This is a genomic window from Sphingomonas sp. OK281 (assembly GCF_900115295.1).
GTDB lineage: Bacteria > Pseudomonadota > Alphaproteobacteria > Sphingomonadales > Sphingomonadaceae > Sphingomonas.
Map to the genome: position 1 here is coordinate 229,286 of NZ_FOVZ01000001.1, position 26,053 is coordinate 255,338.

The window sequence follows — 26,053 nt, forward strand, 5'->3', positions numbered from 1 at the left end:
CGGGAGAGCACTCTTTTACGCCGACACTGGCCGCAACAGCGTCAGCCGCGCCTTGCCGTGCACGCGCGTGGCGTCGACCTCGAAGCCGGCCAGTTCGACGACCTCGGCCTTTGCCGTCTCCAGGCTGATCCACGTCGCCGGCCCGACCCAACCCAGTCGCGACAGCTTGTCGAGCGCGACCAGTCCGGCGCCGGTGTTGTAGGGCGGATCCATCAGGATCACGTCGAGCGGCGCCGGTGCGGGCCCGAGCGCCATCACCGACGTCGCGCGGACATCGCCGCGGATCTCCAGCTTGGCGAGGTTGGCCTTGAGCGCGTCGACCGCCAGCTTGTCCGATTCGACGAACATGCACGTCGCTGCGCCGCGCGAGAGCGCTTCGATGCCAAGCGCACCCGAGCCCGCGAACAGATCGGCGACCGCCAGCCCCTCGAAGCTGCCAACCCGACTGGTCAGCATCGAGAACAACGTCTCGCGCATCCGGTCAGCGGTGGGACGGGTGGAGTCCCCCTTGGGCGCAACGATTGGGCGACCGCGCCATTGGCCTGCGATGATACGCATCAGCGCTTCCCTCCACGTGGTGCACGGGGCGGATGACCGCGCCCTCCCGACGGACCCTTGCCCGGTGCCGTAGGACGACTGCCTCGTTCAGGCCGCGCCGGACCCTCCGATCGCACCGGCCGCGGCTCGGCACCCGGACGCCCGCTGGCACTCCGCGCCGCGCGCTTGTCGAGTGAACTGCGCCCCCGCGAATCGTCCGCCTGCGGACGGAAGCCCCGCGGCTGTTCCTGACGCTGCACCGTAGCGCCCGCACCGACACGCGACGGCGCAGCGCGCTCCCGCGGTGGCTTGGCGGCGCGGAAATGCTTGATCTTGGGGTTCGTGCTCAGCTCCTCGCCGCGATCCGCACGCTCCTGCCGCACATACGGCTTCGAGGTCTCGCCACTCATCGGCCGGGCGTGATGCGTCCCGGTCGGCCGCGCGGCGTTGCGTGTATCGGGCCGCGCCCAGGGATCGTTGACGTCGCCGCGCTGCATTGCCGCGGTCGGACGAATCCGCTCCGGACGTGCCGTTCGCGAAGGCCGATCGGTCGGTACCACGCCGCTCGAAAAGCCAGAGCTTGCAGGTGCAGCATACGGACTGCGAACCGGTGTACGCGCACCGGCAGCAGGCCGCGCCCCCGAAACCGGACGCGCACCCGGTGCCGGTCGTGCCGTCGGCGCAGGCCGCGGCGCATTGCTGCCGCGCTGGCTCGACCGCGCACCGATCCCGGCTCCCGCACCGGCGCTCGCACTAATCCCGATATTCGCGCGCGCGCCCGGACCCTCGGGCCGCCCCTTCGCGAGTTCCTTCTGGAACGCGACGACGTCGTGCTGCAGCACCTCGCCGATCTGCCCCGGCGGCAGGTCGCCGAGCACGAACGGACCATAACGCGTCCGGATCAGCCGCGAGACCTGCAACCCGAGATGCTCCAGCACGCGACGGACTTCGCGGTTCTTTCCCTCGGTCAGGATCATTTCGATCCAGACGTTGGCGCCAGTGCGACGCTCGATATTCGCGTTGATCGAGCCATACCGGACGCCTTCGATCTCGATACCCTCGATCAGTTCCTCGAGCTGCGGCTGCGTAATGTTGCCATACGCACGGGCACGATAGGCACGCTCGACGCCGGTCGCGGGCAGTTCGAGCTGGCGCTTGAGGCCACCATCGGTGGTCATCAGCAACAGCCCTTCGGTGTTGAGATCGAGCCGCCCGACCGGCACCAGCCGCGGCAGATCCTGCGGCAGGCGATCGTAAATCGTCGTGCGGCCGGCGGGATCGCGCTCGGTGACGAGCAGCCCGGTCGGCTTGTGATACAGGAACAGCCGAGCCGAACTCGGAGCCTCGACCGGGTCGCCATCGACCGTCACGCCGTTGAGGTTGCGCAGGATCGTCGCCGGCGTGTCGAGAATGCTGCCGTTGAGCGCGACGCGGCCCTCGGCGATCATCCGCTCGATATCGCGGCGCGAGGCGATCCCGGCGCGCGCGAGCAGCTTGGCGATACGGTCGCCCTTGATCGGTGCGGCCGGCGTTTCGGGGGAGGTTGCGGGCGCGTCGTTCGACGGGCTGGCAGTCGGGTTATCGTCTTTTGAAGTCGTCATGGCGCGGCTGATACTATGGATCGGCGTCCAGCGCGAAAATATTTGCGACCGTTCGCCCGCAAGCGCGTTAGGACACGCGAGCGTAACGATCCTTCGTGCGCATCCGGGGGTCTTTCGGCGATGTTGTTCGGGAAGAAGAAGCGGCAGATCGTCCGGCTCCTCGTGGTCGAGGACGAACCGCTGGTCGCGTTCGATACCGAATATTTTCTGACCGACGCAAAGTTCACGATCGTCGCGACGATCGACCGGGTCGCTGAGGCCTTGCCGATCCTGGCGAGCGACACGGTGATCGATCTGGTGCTCGTCGACGTGAACTTGGCGGACGGTTCAGGCATCGACGTAGCGCGCGCGGCACAGGCTCGCGGCGTCCCGGTGATGTTCGTAACCGGAAGCTGCCCGGTCGAGGCGACCACGCTCGCCGCGGGCTGCATGGCCAAGCCCTATATGCCGCGCGACCTGATTGCGGCGATCGAGGCGATCGAGGCAATGCTCGGTGGCCGCAAGCCGACACGCGTACCGTCTGGCTTCACGTTGTTTCCGCGGACGGCGTGACGTTTCCCCACGCTCCATCGCCTGACGGGTAGCGCATCCACAATTTCCCGTTAGGGTCCGCGCAAGAGTGGGAGCGTAAGTGCGATGAACGGAACCGTAGGCAAGCGCTGGAGCGACGGCTTCCGACCCTATGCGGAGAAGGCACCGCTGGCAGCATTGGCGCTCGGCATATCCTCGGGCTTTCCGTATGCGATGATCGGCGCGACGCTGACGACGCGGTTGGCAGCCAGCGGCATCGACAAGAAGACGGTGACGGCGTTCAGTCTCGCTTTCCTCGTCTACAACCTGAAGTTCTTGTGGGCGTGGGTGGTCGACGGCGTTCAGATGCCGATCATCGGGAGACTTGGCCAGCGCGTCTCTTGGCTGATCGTGACGGCCGCGCTTGTCGTCGCGGCGGTGATCAACCTTGCCTTGGTCGATCCCGCTGCGAGCATTGTAGCGACAGCGACCGCAGCGATCCTCGTCGGCGCGGCTGGCGCAACCTTCGACGTCGTAATCGACGCATTCCGCATCGAGACGCTCGAACCGCGGCAGTTGGGTGTCGGGTCGGGCATGAGCCAATATGGCTGGCGGATCGGATCGGCGGGTTCGGGGGCGTTGGCGCTGGTGGTCGCCGAACGCGCCGGCTGGAACGCGGCCTATCTGGCGTGCGTCGTCTTTGCGTTACCCGCGGTCCTGGCGGGCCTGGCGCTCGGCGAGCCCGAACGCCGCCGTCCGCCAATCGAACGCCGCGGTCTCGCCGAGGGCTTTCGCGCGATCTGGGGGCCGTTCGTCCAGTTCTTCTCGCGCGAAGGGGCGTTCATCGTCCTCGCCTTCATCCTGATCTTCAAGGTCGGCGACACGCTCGCCAATCTGACGCTGCGGTTGCTGTTCGACGACCTCGGTTTCACCGGCGACGAGATCGCGTTCTACGATGTCGGGATCGGTTTCATCGCCTATCTGGTGGGCATCTTCATCGGTGGCATCCTGTACGCGCGGATGGGCATGAAGCGATCGGTGCTGCTGTCGCTGGTGCTGATGGGCGTCTCGAACCTGTCGTTCGCGGCGCTGGCGGCGGCCGGGCATTCGAACTTCGGCATGGCGGCGGCGATCGGCTTCGAGAATGCCTCCAGCGGCTTTGGCGGCGTCGTCGTGATCGCGTATTTCTCTGCGCTGTGCGATCTGCGCTTCACCGCAGCACAGTTCGCGCTGATCTCAGCGGCGGCAAGCATCGTCGGACGGATCGTCACCGGCACCACTGCCGGTGCCTTGATCGAGGCGTTCGGCTATGTCGATTTCTATCTACTGACGACCGCTCTCGCGCTGCCGGGCATCGTCCTGTTCTGGTGGATGAGCCGGTCGGGGATGATCGACCGTTCGATCGGCAGCGCGGGCGTCGAGGGTGAAGGCGACGCCCGAGCCGGTGATCCGGTCTAAAGCGTGATTGGGCGACCCTCGTCGGCGAAGGCTGCGGCGACCGCGGCGGCGCTGGCGAGGACGCCGTCGATGCGGCGCACGCCGAGCAGGTCGGCCATCAGATAGCGTGCGGTCTCGGGCGCGGTCTCGACGCGCGCGAGCACCGACAGCATCGCCGATTCCGCCGGCGTCATCCGTGCGCAGCAGCACGGGGCGATCGCGATCGTACCCGCCGACGTGCCGGCAAGGTCCGCCATCAGCGCCCTGAGCAGGACCAGCGGGCGACGGAAGCCCTGTCCGAACGCAGTGAACATCGTGTGCGAAGCGCGGGCATCGGCGAGGCCGTGCGCGCCCATCCGCCGCATCGCGAACAAGGCGATTCGCGCGTTTTCACAAGGCGGTAGCGCATGGGGCAGCAGCGAGGTCGCGTTGGCGATGGTCTGGGTCGAGGCGGCCGTCGAGTTGGTCGTCGAATTGGGGCGGGTATCGGTCATTCACGCGACTCCGTGGTGGTGCCCGCAAAGTCGCCCGTTGGTTATTGATAGTCAATAGCAATAAGAACTCAGTCCGGCGGTTGGTCGTTTGCGGCGAGCACTTCACCGGCGAGGTAGAGCGAACCGGCGACCAGCACGAGTTGCGGCTGGTCGGTTTGCGCGGCGATCGAGGCTAGCGCTTCACTGGGCGTGGCGGCTGTTCCGGCGGTCTTTCCGAACGATCGAGCGAGTGTCGCAAGTGCCTCGGGCGCGTGATGGGCGTGGCCGGGGACGGGGATGGCGATGACGTGGCCGATCGATGGCGACAGGATGCGGATCACGGCGTCCGCATCCTTGTTTGCGAGCATGCCCAGGATCAGCGTTACCGGCCGTCCCTTGGCTAGCGTCCTCAGCGCACGCGCGACCGGTTGCGCAGCGTTGGGATTGTGGGCGCCGTCGAGCCACAATTCGCTGCCCTCCGGCAATCGCGCGAGCAACTGGCCATCGGACAATCGTTGCATCCGCGCGGGCCAGTGCGCCCAGTCGGCGGCGGCGCGCATGGCCGCTTCGGGAATGTGCAGCGCGCCCTGGTGACGAAGCATCGCGATCGCGAGCGCGAGGTTGCGAGACTGGTGCGCGCCGACGAGGCGGGGGCGGTTGGTGACGACCGAAAAGCCGATGTCCTCATAGCGGACGGTCGAGCGTGCGGTCTCGCTCGTCCAGGCAGTGCCGCGGGCGAACACTGGAGCGCCGGCGGCATCGGCGACCACGGCGATCTTCGCGCGGAGGGCCTTGGGATAATCCATCGTGACGAGCGGCACGCCGGGCTTGGCGATGCCTGCCTTCTCGCCGGCAATCTCCTGCAGCGTGTCGCCGAGGAACGACTGGTGGTCGATGCCGAGCGCGGCGATGCCGGTGACGACCGGGTTGGGGATGACGTTGGTCGCATCGAGCCGACCGCCGAGGCCGACTTCGACGATCGTCGCGGCGGCGGGTGTGCGCGCGAAGGCCAGGAATGCGACGGCGGTGGTGACTTCGAAGAAGCTCGCCTGGAGGTCGGCGGCGTGGTCGAGCACTTCCGACAGCAAGGCGGCGAGCAGGTCATCTTCGATCAGCGATCCTGCGAGACGGATACGCTCGTTGAAGCGGACGAGATGGGGCGAAGAATAGACGTGGACGCTGTGCCCGACAGCCTCGATCGCGGCGCGGAGGAACGCGCAGGTCGAGCCTTTGCCGTTGGTGCCGGCGACGTGAAATACCGGGGGGAGCGACAGGTGCGGGTCGCCGAGGCGGCTTAGGAGCGCAGTGATGCGCTCCAGTCCGAGAATATCCGCACCGGGCGACAGCGCGGTCAGCCGGTCGAGCTGTGTTTGCACTGCGGGGGACGAGGACGTCGCGTGGTCGGGCATTCTTCTGGGCTCCCTCTCCCCTCCGGGGAGAGGGCTGGGGTGAGGGGCAGTTCCGAGCGCCGCGTCTGTGGCTGCCCCTCACCCCGACCCTCTCCCCGGAGGGGAGAGGGAGTAGAGATTACGCGGCCTCGCGCGCGCTGAGGTACCCGATGACGGTGCCGAGCTGCTCGCGCAGGTCCTTCCGGTGGACCACCATGTCGATCATCCCGTGCTCGAGATAATATTCCGACGTCTGGAAGTCCTCGGGCAGCTTCTCGCGGATCGTGCTCTCGATCACGCGGCGACCGGTAAACGCCAGCGTCGCCTTGGGCTCCGCGATCTGGACGTCGCCGAGCATCGCATAGGCCGCCATCACGCCGCCCGACGTCGGGTCGGTCAGCACGACGATGTACGGCAGGCCGGCGTCATGAAGCATCTGGATCGCGACCGTGCTGCGCGGCATCTGCATCAGGCTGAGAATACCCTCCTGCATGCGCGCGCCACCACTCGCGGTGAAGATCACATAGGGCACGCGGTCCTCGATCGCCGCCTCGACGCCGCGGACGAACGCCTCGCCGACAGCCAGTCCCATCGAGCCACCCATGAAGCCGAAATCCTGCACGCCGACGACGACGCGGTGGCCGTCGATCGCGCCGCGTGCGTTGATCAGCGCATCCTGCTCGCTGTTATCCGTTCGCGCCGCCTTCAGGCGATCGGTGTAGCGCTTCTGGTCGCGGAACTTGAGTGGATCCTCGGGGACCTTCGGCGCCGGGAGTTCCGAACAGCGCCCCTCGTCGAACAGCTGCGCAAAGCGGATCTTCGGCCCGATGCGGTCGTGGTGATCGCATTTCGGGCAGACGTAGAGATTGTCCTCGAGCTCCTTGGTGAAGACCATCTGCCCGCAGCCCTTGCACTTGTGCCAGAGATTCTCGGGCGTCTCGCGCTTCGCGACGAAGGGCAGGACGTTGCGGACGCTGTTGAGCCAGCTCATGCGGATACCTTCCTTGCGCTCGCGACGGCGTCGGCGAGAGACTTGATATAGGCGCGAACCGGCTCGGCCGCAGCGGCACCGTGTTGCGCGACCAGTTCGACGATCGCCGAGCCGACGACGACGCCGTCCGCAACGCGCGCGACGTTGGCCGCCTGCTCGGGCGTGCGAATACCGAAGCCGACTGCGATCGGGATGTCGGTCTGCGCCTTCAGGCGGGCGACGGCGTCCTCGATCGAGGATTGCTGCGCCTGCTGGAGCCCGGTGATACCGGCGACCGATACGTAATATAGGAACCCGCTCGCGCCATCGAGCACCGTCGGCAGGCGGGCGGCGTCGGTCGTCGGCGTGGCGAGGCGGATCAGATCGATCCCGGCGCTACGCAACTGCGGGCCGAGCGCATCGTCTTCCTCGGGCGGTACGTCGACGCAGATCACGCCGTCGACACCGGCGTTGGCAGCGGCCTCGGCGAACCAGTCCGCGCCACGCCGGAGCATCGGGTTGCCGTAGCCCATCAGGACGAGCGGCACGTCCGGATGGCGCGCGCGGAAGGCGGTCGCGGTGGCGAGGATGTCCGCGGTGCGCGTCCCTTGCGCGAGGCTGCGGATGTTGGCGGCCTGGATCGCGGGGCCGTCGGCCATCGGATCGGTGAACGGCATGCCGAGCTCGATCGCATCCGCCCCGCCCGCAACGAGTGCGTCGAGGATCGGGCCGGTCGCCTCCGTGGTGGGATCGCCCGCGGTGACGAAGGCGATGAGCGCGGCGCGGCCGGCGGCGGCGGTGCGTGCGAAGGTGTCGGCGAGGCGGCTCACAGTTCCCCTCCCGCTCGCGGGAGGGGTTGGGGGAGGGGCTGACATAGCCGCACATCCAAGGTCCGGGGAACGAACAGGCCCTCCCCCGACCCCTCCCGCAGGCGGGAGGGGAGCAGAAGTGCGATCATATCGCCACCCCGAGTGCTTCGGCGACAGTGAAGATGTCCTTGTCGCCGCGGCCGCACAGGTTGGCCAGGATGATCTGGTCCTGCCGCATTTCGCGGGCCTTCTTTGTCACGGTGGCGATCGCGTGCGATGGTTCGAGCGCGGGGATGATGCCCTCGGTCCGGCACAGCAGCTGGAACGCGTCTAGCGCTTCGGTGTCGGTGGCGCTGTCATATTGGACGCGGCCGATGTCGCGCAGCCAGGCGTGCTCGGGGCCGATGCCGGGATAGTCGAGCCCGGCCGAGATCGAATGCGCCTCGGTGATCTGGCCGTCCTCGTCCTGCAACAGATAGGTCTTGTTGCCGTGGAGCACGCCGGGGAAGCCGCCCGCAAGGCTCGCCGCGTGTTGCTTGTCGAGGCCGTGGCCTGCTGCTTCGACGCCGAGCATCTGCACGTCGGCATCGTCGAGGAACGGATGGAACAGCCCGATCGCGTTCGAGCCGCCACCGATCGCCGCGACCAGCATGTCGGGCAGGCGGCCAACGCGCGAGAGCATCTGCGCGCGCGCCTCGATGCCAATCACGCTCTGGAAATCGCGGACCATCTCGGGATACGGGTGCGGGCCGGCGGCGGTGCCGATGATGTAGAAGGTGTCGTGGACGTTGGCGACCCAGTCGCGCATGCCCTCGTTCATCGCATCCTTCAGCGTGTGCGCGCCCGACGTCACAGGGCGGACTTCGGCGCCGAGCAGCTTCATGCGGAACACGTTGGGCGCCTGACGCTCGACGTCCTTGGCACCCATGTAGATCACGCAGGGGAGGCCGAAGCGCGCGCAGACCGTGGCAGTGGCGACGCCGTGCTGGCCAGCACCAGTCTCGGCGATGATCCGCGTCTTGCCCATCCGCATCGCCAGCAGAATCTGGCCGATGCAGTTGTTGATCTTGTGCGCGCCGGTGTGGTTCAGCTCGTCGCGCTTGAACCAGACTTGCGCACCTATGCCCTCAGGGGCGGACTCGCGCAGCGCTTCGGTCAGGCGCTCGGCGTAGTAGAGCGGGCTGGGGCGGCCGACATAATGTTCGAGCAGGTCGTCGAACTGCGCCTTGAAGGCGGGGTCGGCCTTGGCGGCGCGGTACGCCTCGTCGAGTTCGAGGACGAGTGGCATCAGCGTCTCGGCGACATAGCGACCGCCGAAGTCGCCGAAATGGCCGCGCTCGTCAGGCTGGGCGCGGTAGGAGTTGGGGGCGAGGGTGGGAGCGTTCATGACTGGCGTTTAGCACTTCGTAAATCGCTGTCACCCCTTCCGTTTTGTCGGGCACCACCCCGGCGGAGGCCGGGGCCCAATTGGAAAGGTCACGGTAACGGAGCTTGGCGCGTGCCAAATGGCCGTTCCCGCTTGGACCCCGGCCTTCGCCGGGGTGGTGCTAGCGCGCGTCGACCGCCCTTAAGAACGCCGCGATCTTGGCCTCGTCCTTCACGCCCGGTTCGTTTTCCACGCCCGAGGACACGTCGACCAGTTCCGCCCCTGTCCGTCGGATCGCTTCCGCCACATTGGCCGGATCGAGCCCGCCCGACAGCGCCCAAGGCAGTGGATGCCGAAAGCCGTCGAGCAGGTCCCAGTCGAACCGCAAGCCCATCCCGCCGGGCAGCGCCGCCGAGTCCGGAGTCTTCGCGTCGTACAGGATGCGATCGGCGACTCCGACGAAGCCGTGCGCCGCATCGAGATCGTCGCGCGTGCGAACCGCGACCGCGACCCAGGTTTTGATCCCGAACTTAACGCGGATCGCGGCTGCGCGGGCCGGAGTTACCTTGTGGAGTTGCAACACGTCGAGCGCCGCCGAGCCGACCGCCTGTTCGAGCATGTCGTCTTCCGGATCGACGAACACGCCGACCTTCGCGACATGCCGCGGTACGCGGGCGGCAAGCTCGGCGGCCTTGGCGAACGTTACGTGGCGCGGGGAGGCGGGGAAGAACACGAACCCGACATGGCTCGCCCCGTGCTTGATCGCGGCGTCGAGCGTGGCGGGGGTGGAGAGCCCACAGATCTTGGCGGTGGTCATGATCTTCCTTCATCCCTCGCATCGGTAGAAGCGGCTCTGTCATGCCGGGCTCGTTCCGGCATCCACGGTCCCGCGAAATCGACAGAATTTGGTTTGCGGGACCGTAGACCCCGGAACAGGTCCGGGGTGACGGGTTGGGTTGAGTGATATCTCGACCCGAACGCCGATCTGACGATTCTCTAAAGCGTCGCGCCGATCGCCCTGGCGGCAGTATCGGGGTCCTCGGCTTGCGTGATCGGGCGACCGACAACCAAAATCGAGGCGCCGGCGTCCATCGCCTGGCGCGGGGTGACGACGCGCTTCTGGTCGCCGACCTGACCGTCGGGAAGGCGTACGCCCGGAACCACGAAAAACCCCTTCGGCCAGATCGCCTTGGCCGCGGCAACCTCCGCGCCAGAACACACGATGCCGTCGACCCCCGCCTCGCAGGCTAGCTCGGTCAGTCGCGAAACCTGGTCGTGCGCACTGCCGATGACGCCCGTCGCGGCAAGATCGGTCGCGTCGAGGCTGGTCAGCATCGTCACCGCGATCACCTTCGTGCCGAGCGGCGCTGCAGCCTTTGCGTCCTCCAGCATCGCCCGCCCGCCACTCGCATGCACGGTCAGGATCGCCGGCTTCAGTGCGCCCAATGCCTGCACCGCCTTGGCCACGGTGTTCGGAATGTCGTGGAGCTTGAGGTCGAGGAAGATCGGCAGGCCGAGTTCCGTCATCGCATGCACGCCGGACTGACCGTGCGCGCAGAAGAATTCGAGCCCCAGCTTGATACCGCCGACATGGTGGCGGACGCGCGTAGCCATTGCCTTCGCACGGGCGAGGTCGGGCGTGTCGAGCGCGACGTAGATTCGGTTGCTCACAGGAGCGACCCCGGCGGCGTAGTGGTCGGAGCGCCAATCGGTGCGATCGTTGCCGGTGTCTCGGCGGGCACGAACGCCACTGGCTCCGGCCGCGGCGTGCGCAGGTCCAGCAACTCGCGCTCGCAGGTCGACAGCCGCTGGCGCAGCCGCCACCGGATCGCATGATTGTAGAGCATCGTGGGGAGGAAGCCGATTAGGAAGGTGACGAACAGCAATAGCGGGAGGTTCACGTCGGCGATGAGGCCGCCCCAGAGCTGGATTTGGACGGCATTCCAGTTCGATATCGTGAAGACCGCGGCGATGAACGCCAGCAGGCACCAGAACAGGATTTTCAGGAACTGCATGCGGCGACCCTTTATCATACCCCATCGCGCCGAAACGCGGTTGGAAACGCAGAGCTACCGCCACATCCGCCTTTTGGCCAGCTTTAGCCGATTTCGGTCCGCAACTGCGCGATCAGCGGCAGGATGGCAGTGAGCCCTGGCTCCTCCTCGTCGAGGATCGCGAGGAACGCGGCGCGCTTGATCGCCGCCACCCGGCCAGGCTTCATCCGCACGGTCGACGGCAGCGTCGAGACGGTGATGTCGATCATCCGCTCCGACCCGTGCAGCCGCCCCCACAGATAGTCGTTCTCGCGGTAGGCGCGGCTGAAGAATGCGCCGAACGTCCCGAACTGGATCCCCTTCAACGTGGCCTCCGCCCCCCCGGAGCGGATCGAGGTCGCATCGTCGGGCGCGATCCGGTCGACCTTGATAGGATCGAACTCGTCGAGCCCTTCGCCCTGCAACAGCGGCAGCGTCGCGGTGTCGAAATACGGGAAGCCGAGATAGGCCAGCAACAGCGTGCGCCGCGTCGGCTTGGCGAGCGCGGCGAACGCCTCCGCCAGCCGCTGGTCGGTTTCCGCATCGAGGCGCTCCAAGTCGAACGTCCGGCCGAGCGTCTCCAGCACCGCGGTGGCATCGCCGCGCATCGCCCGCACCGCATCGTGCAGCCCGGCATGCATCTCGGCGCGCAACCGATCGAGATACGGGGACAGCGATTCGTAGATCGCGTCGCGCATCGGCCCCAGCTCGGGCTCGTCGGCGGCGGTCTCAACCTCCGACAAACGCCGCGCCATCAGCCGCAGCCGGCGGATGCGAAAGCCGATGTCGAAGGTCCGCAGGAACGCGATCGACGCGGCACTGGCCCCACCCGCATGGCCCGACCCGAGCAGGTCCGCGCCTGAGGCGGCGACATGTGCGATGATCGCCGCCCGGATCTGCGCCAGCCGCCGGGGCCGGTGGTGCTCCCCGGCATCGAACAACAGCAACGCCAGCGTCTCGATCACCGCGCTGCGCTTGAGATGGCCGTACGCGACGAAGCCATAGCCCGAGCTTGCCGCCGCCGCCTTCTGCGCACGTCGCCGCCACGCGATCAGCCGCGGCGCGGTCGGCCGGTCGAGGAACAATGTGTGGCCGAACAACGATTCGACGTCGGCCTCCACCTCGGGACGGATCGCGGTGAGAATACCGCGCATCCGGTCGATTCGCGCGGAGCGCTCGGCGATCGCTTCCAGATTGTCGCGGATCGGTTGCTGGCGGGGAATATCGCTGATCGCGCCGATGATCGTCTGAAAGAATCCAGGCGTGCCGCCACCGCGATTGAGCCGCAGCTTGATGTCGGGCGAGGGGTCTATGTAGATGAACCGCCGATCGATCTGGCGGCGCGCAGGCCGCTCCTTGAGCGCATCGAGCGCAGGCCGGAACGGCGCATTGGCGAGCACCGAGCCATCGATCAGCACTGCGCTTTCCGCAGCATTGGCTGCTGTATGACGAGGGAGGACTCGTGCGAGGAATGCGGGACGCTCCGGCCAGACGATCGCGCGATCCTTCAGCACGCCGTCCAGCTCGGCGACCGTGAACGGCGGGAAGGCCCCCGGAAAGCTCGACGTCGCACGCGCTGCGAACGCTAGTTCGGCAGGCGGCGCTAGCGTATCGCACGCACCGCCATTATCGGTGAAGTCGACCACCAGGCGATGCTCGGTCTCGACCACCTCCGCCGGCGAATTGAGCTGCAACCGCTCGGGATGCCCGGAAAAGTCGGTGACCGTTACGAAAAGGTCGAGCGGCTGGCCCGGCGGCAACAGGCGTGGCCCGCGTTCGCTCGCCGCCATCGCATCGAACGCATCGAGCAACAGGTTGGTGAAGGTCTTGCCTCCGAACGGCGGCTCGAACCAGCGCGAGCGGATGAAATGCGACAGCTTGGTTCGCACCTCTTCACGCGTGGGATCGTCGAGTGCGTCGACCTTGTCGGTACTGCGCCCCGCCGCCATCCACGCGAGCGGCATCGCCCACGCCTTCGAGAACCGCGACTTCGGCGCGGCCTCGGTATCGATCAGCGCTTCGACATCCGCCGACGTCATCCAGAGGTCGGTCAGCGGGTCGAGGCTCTGGCCGGTCGCGATCGCCTGCGCGAGGAAGATGCCGTTGATCCCGCCTGCGCTGGCGCCCGCGATGATGTCGGCGAGGACGCGGACCCGGATCGCACCATGCGCCTCGATCTCCTGAAGCAGCGCGTGATACACGCCCTCGCTGCCGTCCTTCGGCGTGTCACCGTCGTGGAACGCACGGCTGGCGCAGACGAGGCGCCAGATCTCCTTGGTGATGCCGTGCATGTAGACCGCAAGGCTGATCCCGCCATAGCAGACGAGCGCCAGTCGCAGTTCCTTCTCGCGCATTCTACATCCTCATGCCGACGGTATCGTTCGGGGTTTTATCCGGTGGCCCCGGTTCTGGCCCCGGTCCGGTTCGTCGGTGTCCTAGTCTCCAGAATAGCCCAGATCGGCAAGTGATCCGAGGCTTTCCGCGCCGCCGGGCTCGCATGCACGCCGCAGTCGACAACGTTCAAGTCCGACGACACCATGATCCGGTCGAGCCGAGCGACAGCGCGCCGCGAATGGAAACTCGCCCCCGTCTCGGCAAAAGCATAGTCGCGGCCGAAATCGCGCAGGCACCCGGCGCCCGCGCTCCATTCGTTGAGGTCGCCCATCATCACCGTAGGATGCGCCTGTGCGCAGGTATCGACATGGTTCATGATCGCAGCGGCCTGCTTGCGCCGCCACAGGCCGGACAGATCGAGATGCATGCCGAGCACGCGGATCGTGCCCCCGGCCAATCGCACGTCCGCCATGACCGCGCCGCGGGGTTCGAGGGAGGGGAGGTGGACCGCCTCGCAGTCGATGACGGTCGCGGATTTGCGGACCAGGATAACGTTGCCGTGCCAGCCCATGCTGAGCGAGCGCAATCCGAAATCGACCGGCATCCAGTCGCTATGCTCTTCCAGCAAGTGATGCGGCAAAACGCACGCCTTGGCCCCGAACCGGCGATCCGCTTCCTGGAGTGCGATCACGTCCGCATCGATCTCGCGCAGAACCTCGACCACGCGTTCGGGATTGCGCCGACGGTCGAGCCCGATGCCCTTGTGGATATTGTAGCTGGCGACCTTGATCATGCGTGCGGCCTATAACGCGACGGGCACGATCCGGGTTGCACCATGACGCCCGCGACCGGGAAAAGAGGGTCTGCCGCTAAATATTTCAGTCGTGAACAATTCGACTGCGGAGATACGTCACCGGCAGCGTCATCGCAGCATACGGCCAAGGACGATGTGCAATGACGAGATACATGGCGAAATACGCAACGGCGGCGGCACTGATCGGCGCGATGATCGCCGGCGTTCCCGCAGTCGCGAGCACACCGACGCGCGAGGTATCGCTGATGACCTACAACGTGCACGGCTTGCCCTGGCCGATCACCGACGATCGATCGGTGGATCTTCGCGCGATTGGTACCCGGTTGCACGCGATGCGGACGCTTGGCGAGCAGCCGGGCATCGTCGTTCTCCAGGAAGCGTTCGTGGACGATGCCAAGGCGATCGGACGGACCGCGGGCTATCGCTATGCGGTGTATGGCCCCGGCGAGGACTCGTCCGCGGCGATCCCCCGCGGCGACGATAGCTTCGTCGAGGACGGCAGCCGGCTGGTCGGCGAACGGCTCGGCAAGCATGTCGACAGTGGCTTGGCGATCTTCTCGGACTATCCGATCCTGGGCGTGCGGCGCATGGCATACCCGGTCTGCGCGGGGTATGACTGCCTCGCGAACAAGGGCGCGGTGGCGGCATTGATCGCGGTCCCCGGCATCGCCACGCCGATCGTGGTGGTCGACACGCACCTCAATTCGAACGGCGCGTCGGGTGCCGGATCGCCGCGCGCGACCTATGCCTATGATCGGCAGCTCGATCTGCTGGCCGACTTCATCGGATCGCTCGGGGCGGGCAATCGCCCGATCCTGGTCGCCGGTGATTTCAACGTCGGCGCCGACCTGAAGCGACGGACGCATTTCGACCTGCGGATGCTCGGCGGCGAGGCGTCGTTGCAGACCGCGCTGGCTACGTGCCGGCTGGCGCGCTGCCCGGTCGCCGAACCGTCGAGCATGGCGATCTCGATCGGACGTGCGAAGGACTGGATGATGTATCGCCCGTCGCCGACGGTCGCCATCCGCCCGATCGCGCTGGCCGCGCCGTTCGGTCGCAACACCGACGGATCGATGCTGTCCGACCATGTCGGCGTATCGGTGCGGTACCGGATCGACGCGCTTGCTCCAACGAACGGATCGGCGGCGGCTGCGACGACCATCGCCAGCCGCCGGCATTCCACGCGACGCCAGAACGGGTAAGCCGCCGCGCTAGGCGTAGCGGCGCAGGAAGTCGGCGTGCTTGGGAAGGCCGCCGACCTTCGCCGCGATCCCGCGTTTCAGATCGGTCAGCGCGGTCTGCAACTGTGCGGCCGGCATCGTGGAGGGGAGGCGGTGATGCGCGTTCGGCAAAATGCCTTGCCCCAGCATAACCTCTACCCAGGAATCGGTGCGGAACAGCTCGTCCTGATCCTGGTAGGCCATCGCCGATTCCCGGAACAGGGCGATCCGGGTGGCGAGGCTGTCGGGGATGTCGAGCGTCCGGCGGGATTGCCAGAACGGCGTTTCGTCGCGGTGCGTCAGGTGGTAATGCAGGATGATGAAGTCGCGAACCTGTTCCCATTCGCGACGCGAGCGGGCGTTGAACCGTTCCGCCAGCGCGGCGCTGTCGTCGCCGAACGGGAAATGCTGGATCAGCCACGTCACCGCGACCATGACGAGGTGGATGCTGGTGGATTCGAGCGGCTCGACGAACCCGCTCGCCAGTCCGAGCGAGAGGCAGTTGCCGTTCCAGACCTGTCGCCGCATGCCGGTGGTGAAGCGCAGCAGGCGTGGCTCGAACAGCGGCTCGCCATCGATACCCGCCAGCAACCGCGCCCGCGCCTCGTCATCGGACAGGTGCGCGCTGGAATAGACCAGCCCGTTGCCGACGCGGTGCTGAAGCGGGATCTTCCACCGCCAGCCTTCGCCGTGCGCGACCGCGCGCGTGAACGGCACGGGAGCCTCGGTCGCGGTCGACTGTACCGCGAAGGCGCGATCGGTCGGCAGCCAGTGCGACCAGTCGTCGAACCCGGTCTTCAACGTCTGTTCGATCAGCAGCGCGCGAAAGCCGGTGCAGTCGATGAACAGGTCGCCTTCGATCCGTTCGCCGGATTCGAGCACCAGCGCGGTGATCCGGCCATCGTCGGCGGCCTGCTGGACCTGGGTGATGCGGCCTTCGACGCGGCGCACGCCCGCGGGCTCGGCGATCGATCGCAGGAAGCGCGCATAGGCGGTCGCGTCGAGATGATAGGCGTAGGCCAACGTCTCGTCTCGATCGAGCGCGAAGCGGTGCTGTGCCGCCGCCTGTAGCTCCAGCGAATAGTCGCCATAGTCGCCGGCGAACCCGTGGCGCCGGGCTTCCATCCAGAAATGCTGGAAATCGGCGACGAAGGTCGAGCGTCCGACCGATCCGAACGCGTGGAAATAGCGGGCATCGGTGCGGTCCCACCCTTCGAACGCGATGCCGAGCTTGAAGGTCGCGTTGGTCGCGCGGATGAACGCGTCTTCGTCGACGCCGATGAAATGGTGGAAGGTGCGGATCGTCGGGATGGTCGATTCGCCGACGCCGACGGTGCCGATATCGTCGGATTCGACCAGCGTGACGTCGATCAGGCCGGCGAGCTGGCGGATCAACGCGGTCGCGGCGACCCAGCCTGCGGTGCCGCCGCCGGCGATGACGACGCGCTTGCGAGGGGGAGGCGTTTGCGGGGCAGGGGTCATCGGTTGATCCTGTTGGCGATCAAGGCGCGCAGGCGCCGGGCCATCACCGCGTCGAGCGGGGCGAGCGGGCCTTGCGCTGCTTTGGGAAGGTGCGCGCGGGCCTGGTCGGCGGGCGCGAACAGGTAATGGTCGAACAGCGATCGCCACGCCTGTTTCTCGTGATCGGGACGGTCGCGCAGGCTCAGCATGCCGTGCAGCAACGTCGTCATCGGCGTGTCGAGATAGTCGGGCGCGGCGTTCCACCAATAGTTCACGAGGATGTTGAACGCCGACAGCGCCTCGACATGGTGCCACCACAAAGCGGGGTAGACGAGCACGTCGCCCGGTTCGAGATCGGCCACCATCGCGCAGGCCAGCGCGGCGGCGAACCTGGGATAGCGATCGAGGTCGGGCGCGGCGAGGTCGACCATGCTGACGACCTGTCCCGCGGGGGTCGGGTCGATCGGGCCGGGGTAGAGATTGCCGACCTGGTCGGGCGGGAACAGCGTGAAGCGGCGGCGCCCGGCAACGCAGACCGCCATGTTGTCCGACATGTCCCAATGCGTCGCGGCGGTCGTGCGGTTGCCGATCCAGATGCTCGCGGTGGGGGGATGGCGGTCGAAGCTGCCGTCCGACGGGACGATGTCGTTGGCGGCGCGAAGTTCGGGGAAATAGGTGCCGAGATCGGTCGAGCCGAGGTAGATCGACGGGGCGGCGGGGTCGCCTTGCGTGGCGAGGATGCGATCGAGGAAGCTGCCCAGCGGCGCGCGTTCGGTGGTGAAGTTCATGCCCGTCGCGTCGGGCGTGTAGTGGAACCGGCCACGGATCGCGGGGTCGCCGACATAGCCGACGACCGGATGCCCGGCATCGGCGGCGCGCAGCATCGCGGCGGCGGCCTCGGGCGAGTCGAGACCGGCGCGGACCAGCGGCCAGTCCCGGGCGGCGCCCTTCAGGATGACGGGCTGGCCCTGCGCGATCAGCTCGGCGAGGGCGATCGCATCAACCGCGGCGTTGGCGATGGTGCGAACGGCGTGCGCGGCGGGCCGCGGTGGGTCAGCGTCGGCCATCGCGGGCCAGCTTGCGATCGATCAGCGCGGGAAGGTTGCCCAGCGAGGACATCAGCCAGACCGCACAGCGCAGGAAATCGCCGTCGTGCAGACGCGCGAGCGCGGCGCCGTCGAGCGCGGCGAACCGCTCTGCCGACAGCGTGATCGCATCGACGATACGGTGCCGGCGCTCGTCGCCATAGTCGAGTTCGAGCGTCACCTCCTCGAACAGCCCGGCCTCGGCGAACGCGGCGATCAGCGCCGGCATGATCTGCGTCCCGGCATAGATCGACCGGAGGATGCCGCCGACGCGGTCGAGATAGGGCGCGTTGCCGCCGTGATCGAGGAAGATGCGTTCGCTTTGATCGCGGTGCTCCGCTGCCGTGGCGACGCGGGGATCGGTCGGGTCGATGTGGATCATCGGTTCGCCGGGCGCACCGTCCGCCGGCACGCCGATCGAGAAGGGCCCGCGTTGCAACAGCGCGGGAATCGAGCGGCCGGTCCAGTCGGCGCCGTCGAGGAACAGGTTCTCGCCGCGCTCGAGGCCGAGCAGCGCGCGTGCCTCCAGCTTGCCGTCGCCACCGCGTCGAAACACGATCGCATAGTCGCGCGACAACGTTTCGAACTCGGTGGGGAACACGGTGATCTGGTCGACGGCGTCGCCCCATTCGGCACCATGCGCGACGACCACGCGGAGATCGTGATGGTCGACATTGTTGAGGAGTATGGGGCTCGACACTGTGGCGCTCACAAATACTGGCCGGACATGGTTGCTCGTGTTTGGAGGACATCGGCCCGGTCTGCACCGGGACCGTCACCGTGATACGGATAGTCGAACGGGATCGCCAGTCCTGCGCCGCGTCGACTGGCGTGGCGTCGCCCCGGACCCGGCCCGGGGCGACGCATCCGGATCAGAAGCGGTAGCGCGCGCCGACCAGGTAGCGGGCCGACCCTTCGGCCTCGTACCAGGTGTTGATCTTGTCGCGGCCATAGCTGCGGACGCCTTCCTCGAGGATGTTGATCCCCTCGAAGCTGATCGCCATCCGCGGCGTGATGTCGTAGCTGACGCTGACGTCGACCTGGCCGTAAGGCGCGGTGAAGGCAGGGTTGCGATACGAGTCGCGGTTGACCTGGCTCAGATACTTGGCACGCCAGTTATAGCTGAGACGCGCCGAGATCCCGTATTTGTCGTAGATCAGCGTCGCGTTGGCAGTGTCGGACAACCCGACCAGCGCGAACAGGTCGACGGTCGGATCCGCCGCCACGTCGATGCCGATATTGCCGCGCACCAGGGTATAGCTCGCCGCGACGCCGAGGCCGGTATCCCCGAGGAAATACTGGCCCGCGATCTCGAAGCCGTAGATCTCCGCGTCCTTGTTGTTGATCGGCGTGTTCACCGAGAAGTTGAATAGCGGATCGTTCGCCCCTGCGAGGATGTCGACCGCCGCCAGCGTCTGATCGACGAAGCCCTGGTCGAGCGACCGCGTCGCGGCGTTGTAATGCTGCGCGAACTGCGCATTCGCCGCGGCGACGTTGCCATTATTCTGCTGCAGCACCGCGGTGTAGGTGAACAGATTGACGTCGGTGATGTCCGCGCGGAACACATCGGTCAGCTGCGTCTTGGCGGTGCCGGACGGCGTTCCAGCCTGCCCCGATGTCGGATCGCGCAAGCCGAACAGGTTGCGCTGCACCTGCGTGTTGCCGATGAAGTTGTGCACCCGCTTGTCGAAGAACCCGACCGAGAAATACACGTCCTTGCGCGGATACCATTCGAGCGAGACGTCGAAATTGTCCGAATTCAGCGGATCCAGATCGGTGTTGTTCGAATTGCCGGTCGCGAGACCGCCAATCGCGGTCGGCCGCGGCGGAGCAGCGACCCCCGTCGATGCGAACAGATTGCCGTACGCCGGTCGCGCGATCGTCTTGCTGTACGACAGGCGGCCCTTCAGCTTGTCGGTAAAGTTGAGCGAAAAATCCATCGACGGCAGCAGGTTGTTGTAGCTGCCCTTCGACGAAATCGCCTGCCGGTCGGTCGAGTTCAGGATGTTGAAATCGTTATCCGCCTGCCAGACGATCGCAAGCGGCACGGGCTGGAGCGAGGTCGCACTGACCCGCGTGCTTTCGAAGCGGGCCCCCGCGACGAGATTGGCGGGCATGTTGCCGAACTGGCCGCTCCACGTGACCTGACCATAAACCGCCCAGATCTTCTCGCGGACGCGGTTGTCGTTGTTCGCATCGATGTTCAGCTGATGACCGACACCATCGTTCGTGATGCCGATATAGTTGTTGTAGAGCGAATTATAGAGCTTGGTCGCGTCCTCGGTACGGAACGCGATCTTCGAATTGGCGTCGGGGTTCGCGTCGTTGTGCGTGAACTGGCACGCGGTGCAGAACTGGAACACCTGGCCCGGTGCGATCCGCTCGATATCGGGCGGCAGCGAGTTGCCCCAATCGCCGAGGACCTGGCGCGTGTTGTACTGCGTCTGGCGGGTGTTCGTCTCACGGTAGTTACCACCGAAATCGACCCGGCTGCCGCCGCCGAAATCATAGCCGCCGTCGAGGCGGAGTTCCTTGATCCGCTGCGACTGCGTGGAGGCGAACTGACGCTGGACCGCGCTCGACAGATCGCCGATGTCGATCACGCCGTTGCCATTGCCCTTGACGAACGTCTGGCCGCCAGGCGTCGTGCTGGTCGTGCGGTCGTTGATGACGAGGGTCTGGACCGGGAAGCCGTTCGTTCCCCAGTCGACCGAGTGTGCGGCGATGACCGGCGCGTTGAATGCGACGGTGGTCGAGGTCTGGCCGTTCGGATTGTCGGGCGTGCTGTCCGACTTGCCGTAATGCCCGTCGAGCGCCAGCGAGAACTTGTCGGTGACGTTCCACTGAATGTTGCCGCCGAAATCATAGAGCTGGTTCTTCTGCGCGCGATACGCCTGTTCGAACGCCTCGTCCTTCACGCCGTTGATCGTCTCGTGCAGGTATTTGGTCGTCGCGATGCCGTTGCTGGCGTCGTCGAACGTGACTTCGTCGAACGGACGGTTGAACCAGTTCGACTGGGTCGAGCGACGCTCGGACGATTTCAGCTGCGCGAACAGCGCATCACCGGTCACGGTGATCGTGTCGGTCGGCTTGAACTGCATGACGGCCTGGCCGTTCAGGCGCTCGCGGCTGTCTTCCGAAAAGTGATACCGGCTGTCGTTCGGCACCGCGACCAGCACGTTGCCGTTGGTCGGCAAGTTGTTGAGCTTCGTAGCGTTGTTGACGAAGCCATTGTTCGGATTGAGAAAATCGGTCAGCGTACGGATATTCCAGGCATCGTTCGCCTGGCTGGGGACGCTGAAGTTGCGCTTCTGGTAGCTGCCGAATACCGACACACCGAAATTCTGGTCGGGATTGCTCCAGCTGGCGAGGCCGGAGAGTTCGGGCGTCACGTGGCTACCGCAATCGATGCAGGCGTCGGCGCTCGAATCGTAGCTGGCCTTGGCGCCGAGCGAACCGTTGAAGCCGGATTCACGTGCATCCAGGGGATGGCGGCTGACGATGTTGATCGTCGCGCCGATGCCACCCGACGGGATCGCGGCGCGACCGGTCTTGTAGACTTCGAGCGTCTTCACGCCCTCGGACGCGAGGTTGGCGAAATCGAACGAGCGCCCCGAACCGGCTGCGCCGTCGCCGCCCTGGTCGCCACCGACCGCGACGATGTTCGCGGTCGCCAGCTGGCGGCCGTTGAGCGTGACGAGGTTATATTGCGCACCGAAGCCGCGGACCGTGACCGTCGAGCCTTCGCCGTTGACCCGGTCGATCGACACGCCGGTGATGCGCTGGAGCGATTCCGCGAGGTTGGTGTTGGGGAACTTGCCGATGTCCTCGGCGGAGATCGCATCGACGACGCCGAACGAATCGCGCTTGATCGCGATCGACCGCGCCAGCGATGCGCGGACGCCGGTCACGACGATTTCGTCGGACGGCGGCTGATCCGGCATCGCGTTGGTCGCGGTCGCGCCGGTTTCCGCCTGCGCGGGTCCGGGCGACGTGTCGGCCTGCGGCGTACCCTGTTGCGCCTGCGTCTGCGCCGGCACGGCCGGTGCGGCCTGCGCGACGGCGAGCGACGGCATTGCCAACCCGGCCACCAGCGCGATCGCCGATGTCGAGCGCGCGAATGCCGACGGAATAGATCCCCTCATAGTCATCCTCCCCTGACCGGCATGTCCCCGCCGGTATGTGATATCTGGCGGTGTAACCCCGCGTGCCCCGAACGTGCTGTCAGCCGACACCGATGTCAATCAAAGTGTGACATCGGTGTCCGCAGACCGTAATTTTGTGTCAGTGTGTGTCTAAAGCAGCACTGCCAGGCTCCAGCGCGCGCGCCGACAATGTCACGCTGCCGCTGCTCACCGGATGCTCGGCATCGGTTGCGAGCGTGAGCGCATAGGCGCCGCCGCCGATCCGCCACCCGGATTTCTCCCACCGAGCCAGCGCGCGGGGATCGGCGGTGATCGTCATGCTGGTGGTCTGCCCGGCGTCGATCGAGCGCCGCGCCCAGCCGACCAGCCGGGGTGCGCCGCCGCCCGGCAATGTCGCATAAAGCTGTGGCACGACCGTCCCGCTCCGCTTGCCGCGGTTGGTCACGTCGAATGTCACGGTGATGTCGGCCTTGCCGGGGGTGCCTGCTGCCCCCGTAAAGCGCGGCTTGCCGATCTGCATCTTTGCATAGCCAAGGCCGAAGCCGAACGGGAACAGCGGGTGATCCTTGCGTGTCGCATACCAGCGATAGCCGACATCGGCGCCTTCGCGGTATTCGACCGGATAGGAAGGCAGGGCTGCTGCGTCGCCGGCGCCGGCATTGGCGGAGGCGTCGTTGTCGGTCCCGCCGGTCGGCGACACTACCGGGCGCGGTCGAGGCAGTTGATCGATGGTCCGGGGGAAGCTGATCGGCAGGCGTCCCGAGGCATCGACATCGCCGAACAGCACGCGTGCGATCGCCTCGCCGCCGCGCTGGCCCGGATACCATGCCTCGACGATCGCAGGCACGCGCGCGACCCACGGCATCAGCACGGGGCCGCCGGTTTCGAGCACGACGACGGTGTGGCGGTTGGCGGCGGCGACCGCATCGATCACCGCGTCCTGGTTGTCGGGCAGCGACAGCGACGGTGCGTCCTGTGCCTCGGTCTGCCAATGCGTCGCGAACACGATCGCGATGTCGGCCGCGCGGGCCGCGGCGGCGGCAGCGGCGGGATCGCTGCCGTCGACGAACATCACCTTCGCCTGCGGGGCGATTGCCCGGATCGCGCGCAGCGGCGATGAGGCATGATAAGTGACGCGCGCGAACGATGCCGCCGCGCCACTCGTCAGCGGTATCTCGATCGGCGCGCCGCCGACCGAGCGGACCTGCGACGATCCCCCGCCCGACAGCACGCCTACATCGGCATGGCCGCCGATCACGACGATCGAGCGCGCGGTGCGGGCAAGCGGCAGGACATCGCCGTCGTTCTTCAGCAGGACGATGCCGGCCTCGGCTGCACGCTGCGCCACCTCGGCATGCGCGGCATAGTCGATCGGCTGTGCCGTGGCGGGGGTCGGGTCGTCGTACAGTCCGCTTGCGATCACGCCGGTCAGGATGCGGTGGACCATCTGGTCGAGCCGCGCGGTCGATACACGTCCAGCCTTTACCGCGTCGGCAAGCGGCGCCCCGAAGAACATCTTCGAATCGAGTTCCTGTCCCGATTCCTGATCGAGCCCGGCGTTCGCGGCCTTCTCGGTCGAGTGTACCGCGCCCCAGTCGGACATCACGAAGCCCGGGTATTTCCAGTCGCCGCGCAACACGTCGGTCAGCAGGACCTTGTTCTCGCACGCATAATCGCCGTCGATCCGGTTATACGCGCACATCACCGAGCCGGGCTTTCCCTCGGCGATCGCGATCTCGAACGCGAGCAGATCGCTTTCTCGTAAAGCCGTGGGATCGATCTTCGCATCGAGGATCGCGCGACCGGTCTCCTGGCTGTTGAGCACGAAATGCTTGATCGTCGAGACGATGTGGTTCGACTGCACGCCGCGGATCGATGCGCCGCCCATGATCCCGGTCAACAGCGGATCCTCGCCGAGATATTCGAAATTGCGGCCGTTCCAGGCGTCGCGAGTCAGGTTCACGCCGCCGGCGAGCAGCACGTTGAAGGTCTTCGCGCGCGCCTCCTTGCCGATCATCGCGCCGCCGGCATAGGCGATCGCCGGATCGAAGCTGGCGGCGGTGGCGAGGCTGGCGGGCAGCGCGGTCGCGACGTCGCCCTTGCGCTGTTCGACCTGATTGGCGACTCCAAGCGATGCATCGCTCTCGCGCAGTGTCGGGATGCCGAGGCGGGGCACGCCGGGCACATAGCCCGCCGACGGGATCATGTCCGGCGCGGCCGGCTTGACCATCGGCGGGAAGAAGCCGTGGACATATTGCAGCTTCTCGGCCTGCGTCATGGCCTTGACCAGGGCATCCGCGCGTTCCGCAGCCGGCCGCGTCGTATCGTTCCACGCTCCTGCCAGCGGGCGCGTCGGTGAAGACGCCGGCATGGCTGGTGCGTGGACGGGCGTGCGTGTCGCCGTCGGCGCGGATTGGGCTGCAAGCGCGATCGGCGACACGACGCTCAGCAGCGCACACGCGAAACGCGGAAATCTGGATGTCACGATGATGTCCTCCCCCTTGCCGCGTCTTGTCCGCAGCTTGGCCGTATGATCGGGGGCTCCGACATCGATGTCAATGGCTGCTGCAAGACTGGCATTGTGGATTGCCTGGAATCGCGTCGTTGCTAGGAGGAGGGGTGGCTATCGATACCGACATTCCCGGCGGGAGCGGCGCCGTCGAACGGCGGGCGACGACGCTGTTCCGGCTGTGCATCGGCATCTACTTCATCGGCGGGTTCCTCAATTCGCTTGTCGGGCTGCTGGTGCCGCGGCTGCGGTTGATCGAGGGGCTGGATCATGCGCAGGCGCTGCTCGTGCAGTTCGCGTTCCACTCGAGCTACCTCGTGTTCGCGCTGCCGATCACCGCGCTGGTCGTGAGGGTCGGGTACATGCGCAGCATCGCCGCCGGCCTTGCGATCATGGGGGCGGGGTGCCTGCTGCTCTCCGCGTCGCTCGTGGCGTTCGGCTATGCGGCGGTGCTGCTGGCGCTGCTCGTGCTGGCCGGCGGCGTGACCTTTCTCCAGATTGCGGGCAACATCGTCGTCCCGGTGGTGGAGCCTGCACGGCGCGCGGTCTCGCGGTTGACGTTGCTCCAGGGGTTCAATTCGCTCGGCACGGTGCTCGCGTCGCTGGGCGGTGCGACGCTGTTGCTCGACGTCGGCCGGACGGGGGCGATCGACGTCGCGGGGCATGTCCGCGTCGTCGCACCATTCCTGATCGTCGGGGGCGTCGCGGTCGTGCTGGCGCTGGGATTCGCGTATCGCCGCGACCTGCTGCACGCGATCCCGCCGCCGCGCCGCGTTCGGTTGTCGGGGATGCCGGCCGTCTTGTCGAACCCGCGGCTGCTGGCGGGTGGAGCGGCGATGTTCGCCTATGTCGGCGCGGAGGTCACGATCGGGACGCTGCTCGTCGAATTCCTGGCGATGCCCGGCATCCTGGATGCGACGCCGGTCGTCGCCGGGCAGCTGGTGAGCCTGTACTGGGCCGGCGCGCTGGTCGGGCGGCTGGCGGGCGCGCGCCTGCTTGGCCGGTTCGGTGCGCCGCAGATGCTGCTCGGCTGCGCGATCGCGGCGGGCGTGCTGGTGGCGGTTGCGGTGATGCTGGACGGACCGGTCGCGGCGGCGGCACTGCTCGCGGTCGGGCTGTGCAATGCGGTGATGTACCCGACCATCTTCGCGTTGTCGCTGCCCGACGATCACGCCACCGCGCCCTACGCATCGATGCTGTTGTGCATGGTCGTCGTCGGTGGCGCGATCATACCGCTATTGACGGGAGTCATCGCCGATGCGGTCGGGCTGACACCGGCATTCCTGTTGCCCGGCGGCTGCTATGGCGTCATCGCTGTTTTCGCGTGGTGGCGCCTCCGTCCGTCACGCGTATAGGTTCGA

Annotated in this window: 21 protein-coding genes; 4 read left to right on the top strand and 17 right to left on the bottom strand. The window is 66.9% G+C overall.

Going from position 1 to position 26,053, the window contains the following annotated elements; translation table 11 throughout:
- Nucleotides 1-15: 15 nt before the first annotated feature.
- Nucleotides 16-558 (bottom strand): 16S rRNA (guanine(966)-N(2))-methyltransferase RsmD, encoded by a 543-nt coding sequence (rsmD, locus tag BM244_RS01165; protein WP_060524136.1) that lies wholly within the window; start codon nt 556-558, stop codon nt 16-18.
- Entirely contained in the window at nt 558-2,138 is a 1,581-nt protein-coding gene (locus BM244_RS01170; RefSeq protein WP_093396869.1) for a pseudouridine synthase, read from the bottom strand. Before BM244_RS01170 ends, rsmD begins: the two co-directional genes overlap by 1 nt.
- A 120-nt stretch (nt 2,139-2,258) precedes the next feature.
- Between BM244_RS01170 and BM244_RS01175 the strand changes: the two genes are divergently transcribed.
- Nucleotides 2,259-2,690, top strand: a complete 432-nt coding sequence (locus BM244_RS01175; RefSeq protein WP_093396871.1) for a response regulator — start codon at nt 2,259-2,261, stop codon at nt 2,688-2,690.
- A gap of 84 nt (nt 2,691-2,774) precedes the next feature.
- Nucleotides 2,775-4,106 (top strand): MFS transporter, encoded by a 1,332-nt coding sequence (locus BM244_RS01180; RefSeq protein ID WP_093396873.1) that lies wholly within the window; start codon nt 2,775-2,777, stop codon nt 4,104-4,106.
- On the opposite strand, the gene BM244_RS01185 is transcribed toward BM244_RS01180, so the two are convergent.
- From BM244_RS01185 to BM244_RS01230, 10 genes are all read right to left on the bottom strand, one after another.
- Nucleotides 4,103-4,579 (bottom strand): DUF6628 family protein, encoded by a 477-nt coding sequence (locus BM244_RS01185; protein WP_254784201.1) that lies wholly within the window; start codon nt 4,577-4,579, stop codon nt 4,103-4,105. The genes BM244_RS01180 and BM244_RS01185 overlap by 4 nt on opposite strands.
- 68 nt (nt 4,580-4,647) lie before the next feature.
- The gene (locus BM244_RS01190) at nt 4,648-5,967 is read right to left on the bottom strand and encodes a bifunctional folylpolyglutamate synthase/dihydrofolate synthase (RefSeq protein ID WP_093396875.1); all 1,320 of its coding nucleotides are present in this window, start codon (nt 5,965-5,967) and stop codon (nt 4,648-4,650) included.
- 118 nt (nt 5,968-6,085) lie between these two features.
- Nucleotides 6,086-6,937, bottom strand: a complete 852-nt coding sequence (accD, locus tag BM244_RS01195) for an acetyl-CoA carboxylase, carboxyltransferase subunit beta (RefSeq protein WP_093396876.1) — start codon at nt 6,935-6,937, stop codon at nt 6,086-6,088.
- Nucleotides 6,934-7,746: a tryptophan synthase subunit alpha gene (gene trpA, locus BM244_RS01200; RefSeq protein WP_093396878.1), complete on the bottom strand. Its 813-nt coding sequence runs from the start codon at nt 7,744-7,746 to the stop codon at nt 6,934-6,936. The genes accD and trpA overlap by 4 nt, the downstream gene beginning before the upstream one ends.
- Before the next feature lie 124 nt (nt 7,747-7,870).
- Nucleotides 7,871-9,112, bottom strand: a complete 1,242-nt coding sequence (gene trpB / locus BM244_RS01205) for a tryptophan synthase subunit beta (RefSeq protein ID WP_093396880.1) — start codon at nt 9,110-9,112, stop codon at nt 7,871-7,873.
- A 160-nt stretch (nt 9,113-9,272) separates the two neighbouring features.
- A complete protein-coding gene (locus BM244_RS01210) occupies nt 9,273-9,911 on the bottom strand; it encodes a phosphoribosylanthranilate isomerase (RefSeq protein ID WP_093396882.1) in 639 nt (212 codons plus the stop codon).
- Between the two features lie 176 nt (nt 9,912-10,087).
- Entirely contained in the window at nt 10,088-10,762 is a 675-nt protein-coding gene (gene pyrF, locus BM244_RS01215) for an orotidine-5'-phosphate decarboxylase (RefSeq protein ID WP_093396883.1), read from the bottom strand.
- Nucleotides 10,759-11,106, bottom strand: a complete 348-nt coding sequence (locus BM244_RS01220; protein ID WP_093396885.1) for a DUF1049 domain-containing protein — start codon at nt 11,104-11,106, stop codon at nt 10,759-10,761. Before BM244_RS01220 ends, pyrF begins: the two co-directional genes overlap by 4 nt.
- Before the next feature lie 83 nt (nt 11,107-11,189).
- Nucleotides 11,190-13,478 (bottom strand): patatin-like protein, encoded by a 2,289-nt coding sequence (locus BM244_RS01225; RefSeq protein ID WP_093396886.1) that lies wholly within the window; start codon nt 13,476-13,478, stop codon nt 11,190-11,192.
- 35 nt (nt 13,479-13,513) lie between these two features.
- On the bottom strand, nt 13,514-14,251 hold the full coding sequence (locus BM244_RS01230) for an endonuclease/exonuclease/phosphatase family protein (RefSeq protein ID WP_093396888.1): 738 nt from the start codon (nt 14,249-14,251) through the stop codon (nt 13,514-13,516).
- A gap of 161 nt (nt 14,252-14,412) precedes the next feature.
- Here BM244_RS01230 and BM244_RS01235 point away from each other — a divergent pair, with 161 nt between their 5' ends.
- On the top strand, nt 14,413-15,474 hold the full coding sequence (locus tag BM244_RS01235; protein ID WP_093396889.1) for a sphingomyelin phosphodiesterase: 1,062 nt from the start codon (nt 14,413-14,415) through the stop codon (nt 15,472-15,474).
- Nucleotides 15,475-15,483: 9 nt separating this feature from the next.
- Here the strand turns inward: BM244_RS01235 and BM244_RS01240 are convergent, their stop codons facing one another.
- The 5 genes from BM244_RS01240 to BM244_RS01260 all read right to left on the bottom strand — a co-directional run bounded on the left by BM244_RS01240 (nt 15,484) and on the right by BM244_RS01260 (nt 24,554).
- The gene (locus BM244_RS01240; RefSeq protein ID WP_093396891.1) at nt 15,484-16,974 is read right to left on the bottom strand and encodes a tryptophan halogenase family protein; all 1,491 of its coding nucleotides are present in this window, start codon (nt 16,972-16,974) and stop codon (nt 15,484-15,486) included.
- Nucleotides 16,971-18,020 (bottom strand): cupin-like domain-containing protein, encoded by a 1,050-nt coding sequence (locus BM244_RS01245; protein WP_093396892.1) that lies wholly within the window; start codon nt 18,018-18,020, stop codon nt 16,971-16,973. Before BM244_RS01245 ends, BM244_RS01240 begins: the two co-directional genes overlap by 4 nt.
- On the bottom strand, nt 18,007-18,738 hold the full coding sequence (locus tag BM244_RS01250) for a SapC family protein (RefSeq protein ID WP_093396894.1): 732 nt from the start codon (nt 18,736-18,738) through the stop codon (nt 18,007-18,009). Before BM244_RS01250 ends, BM244_RS01245 begins: the two co-directional genes overlap by 14 nt.
- Nucleotides 18,739-18,910: 172 nt before the next feature.
- A complete protein-coding gene (locus tag BM244_RS01255; RefSeq protein ID WP_093398015.1) occupies nt 18,911-22,183 on the bottom strand; it encodes a TonB-dependent receptor in 3,273 nt (1,090 codons plus the stop codon).
- Nucleotides 22,184-22,322: 139 nt separating this feature from the next.
- Nucleotides 22,323-24,554, bottom strand: a complete 2,232-nt coding sequence (locus BM244_RS01260) for a beta-glucosidase family protein (RefSeq protein ID WP_093398016.1) — start codon at nt 24,552-24,554, stop codon at nt 22,323-22,325.
- 248 nt (nt 24,555-24,802) lie between these two features.
- Between BM244_RS01260 and BM244_RS01265 the strand changes: the two genes are divergently transcribed.
- Nucleotides 24,803-26,047 (top strand): MFS transporter, encoded by a 1,245-nt coding sequence (locus tag BM244_RS01265; protein WP_254784202.1) that lies wholly within the window; start codon nt 24,803-24,805, stop codon nt 26,045-26,047.
- Nucleotides 26,048-26,053: the final 6 nt, after the last annotated feature.

What these genes read in the sequence shown, in the direction of transcription:
- rsmD (WP_060524136.1), bottom strand. Translation starts at nt 558, where the DNA reads ATGCGTATCATCGCAGGCCAATGGCGCGGTCGCCCAATCGTTGCGCCC.
- BM244_RS01170 (WP_093396869.1), bottom strand. Translation starts at nt 2,138, where the DNA reads ATGACGACTTCAAAAGACGATAACCCGACTGCCAGCCCGTCGAACGAC.
- BM244_RS01175 (WP_093396871.1), top strand. Translation starts at nt 2,259, where the DNA reads ATGTTGTTCGGGAAGAAGAAGCGGCAGATCGTCCGGCTCCTCGTGGTC.
- BM244_RS01180 (WP_093396873.1), top strand. Translation starts at nt 2,775, where the DNA reads ATGAACGGAACCGTAGGCAAGCGCTGGAGCGACGGCTTCCGACCCTAT.
- BM244_RS01185 (WP_254784201.1), bottom strand. Translation starts at nt 4,579, where the DNA reads ATGACCGATACCCGCCCCAATTCGACGACCAACTCGACGGCCGCCTCG.
- BM244_RS01190 (WP_093396875.1), bottom strand. Translation starts at nt 5,967, where the DNA reads ATGCCCGACCACGCGACGTCCTCGTCCCCCGCAGTGCAAACACAGCTC.
- accD (WP_093396876.1), bottom strand. Translation starts at nt 6,937, where the DNA reads ATGAGCTGGCTCAACAGCGTCCGCAACGTCCTGCCCTTCGTCGCGAAG.
- trpB (WP_093396880.1), bottom strand. Translation starts at nt 9,112, where the DNA reads ATGAACGCTCCCACCCTCGCCCCCAACTCCTACCGCGCCCAGCCTGAC.
- BM244_RS01220 (WP_093396885.1), bottom strand. Translation starts at nt 11,106, where the DNA reads ATGCAGTTCCTGAAAATCCTGTTCTGGTGCCTGCTGGCGTTCATCGCC.
- BM244_RS01225 (WP_093396886.1), bottom strand. Translation starts at nt 13,478, where the DNA reads ATGCGCGAGAAGGAACTGCGACTGGCGCTCGTCTGCTATGGCGGGATC.
- BM244_RS01230 (WP_093396888.1), bottom strand. Translation starts at nt 14,251, where the DNA reads ATGATCAAGGTCGCCAGCTACAATATCCACAAGGGCATCGGGCTCGAC.
- BM244_RS01235 (WP_093396889.1), top strand. Translation starts at nt 14,413, where the DNA reads ATGACGAGATACATGGCGAAATACGCAACGGCGGCGGCACTGATCGGC.
- BM244_RS01240 (WP_093396891.1), bottom strand. Translation starts at nt 16,974, where the DNA reads ATGACCCCTGCCCCGCAAACGCCTCCCCCTCGCAAGCGCGTCGTCATC.
- BM244_RS01245 (WP_093396892.1), bottom strand. Translation starts at nt 18,020, where the DNA reads ATGGCCGACGCTGACCCACCGCGGCCCGCCGCGCACGCCGTTCGCACC.
- BM244_RS01255 (WP_093398015.1), bottom strand. Translation starts at nt 22,183, where the DNA reads ATGAGGGGATCTATTCCGTCGGCATTCGCGCGCTCGACATCGGCGATC.
- BM244_RS01260 (WP_093398016.1), bottom strand. Translation starts at nt 24,554, where the DNA reads ATGCCGGCGTCTTCACCGACGCGCCCGCTGGCAGGAGCGTGGAACGAT.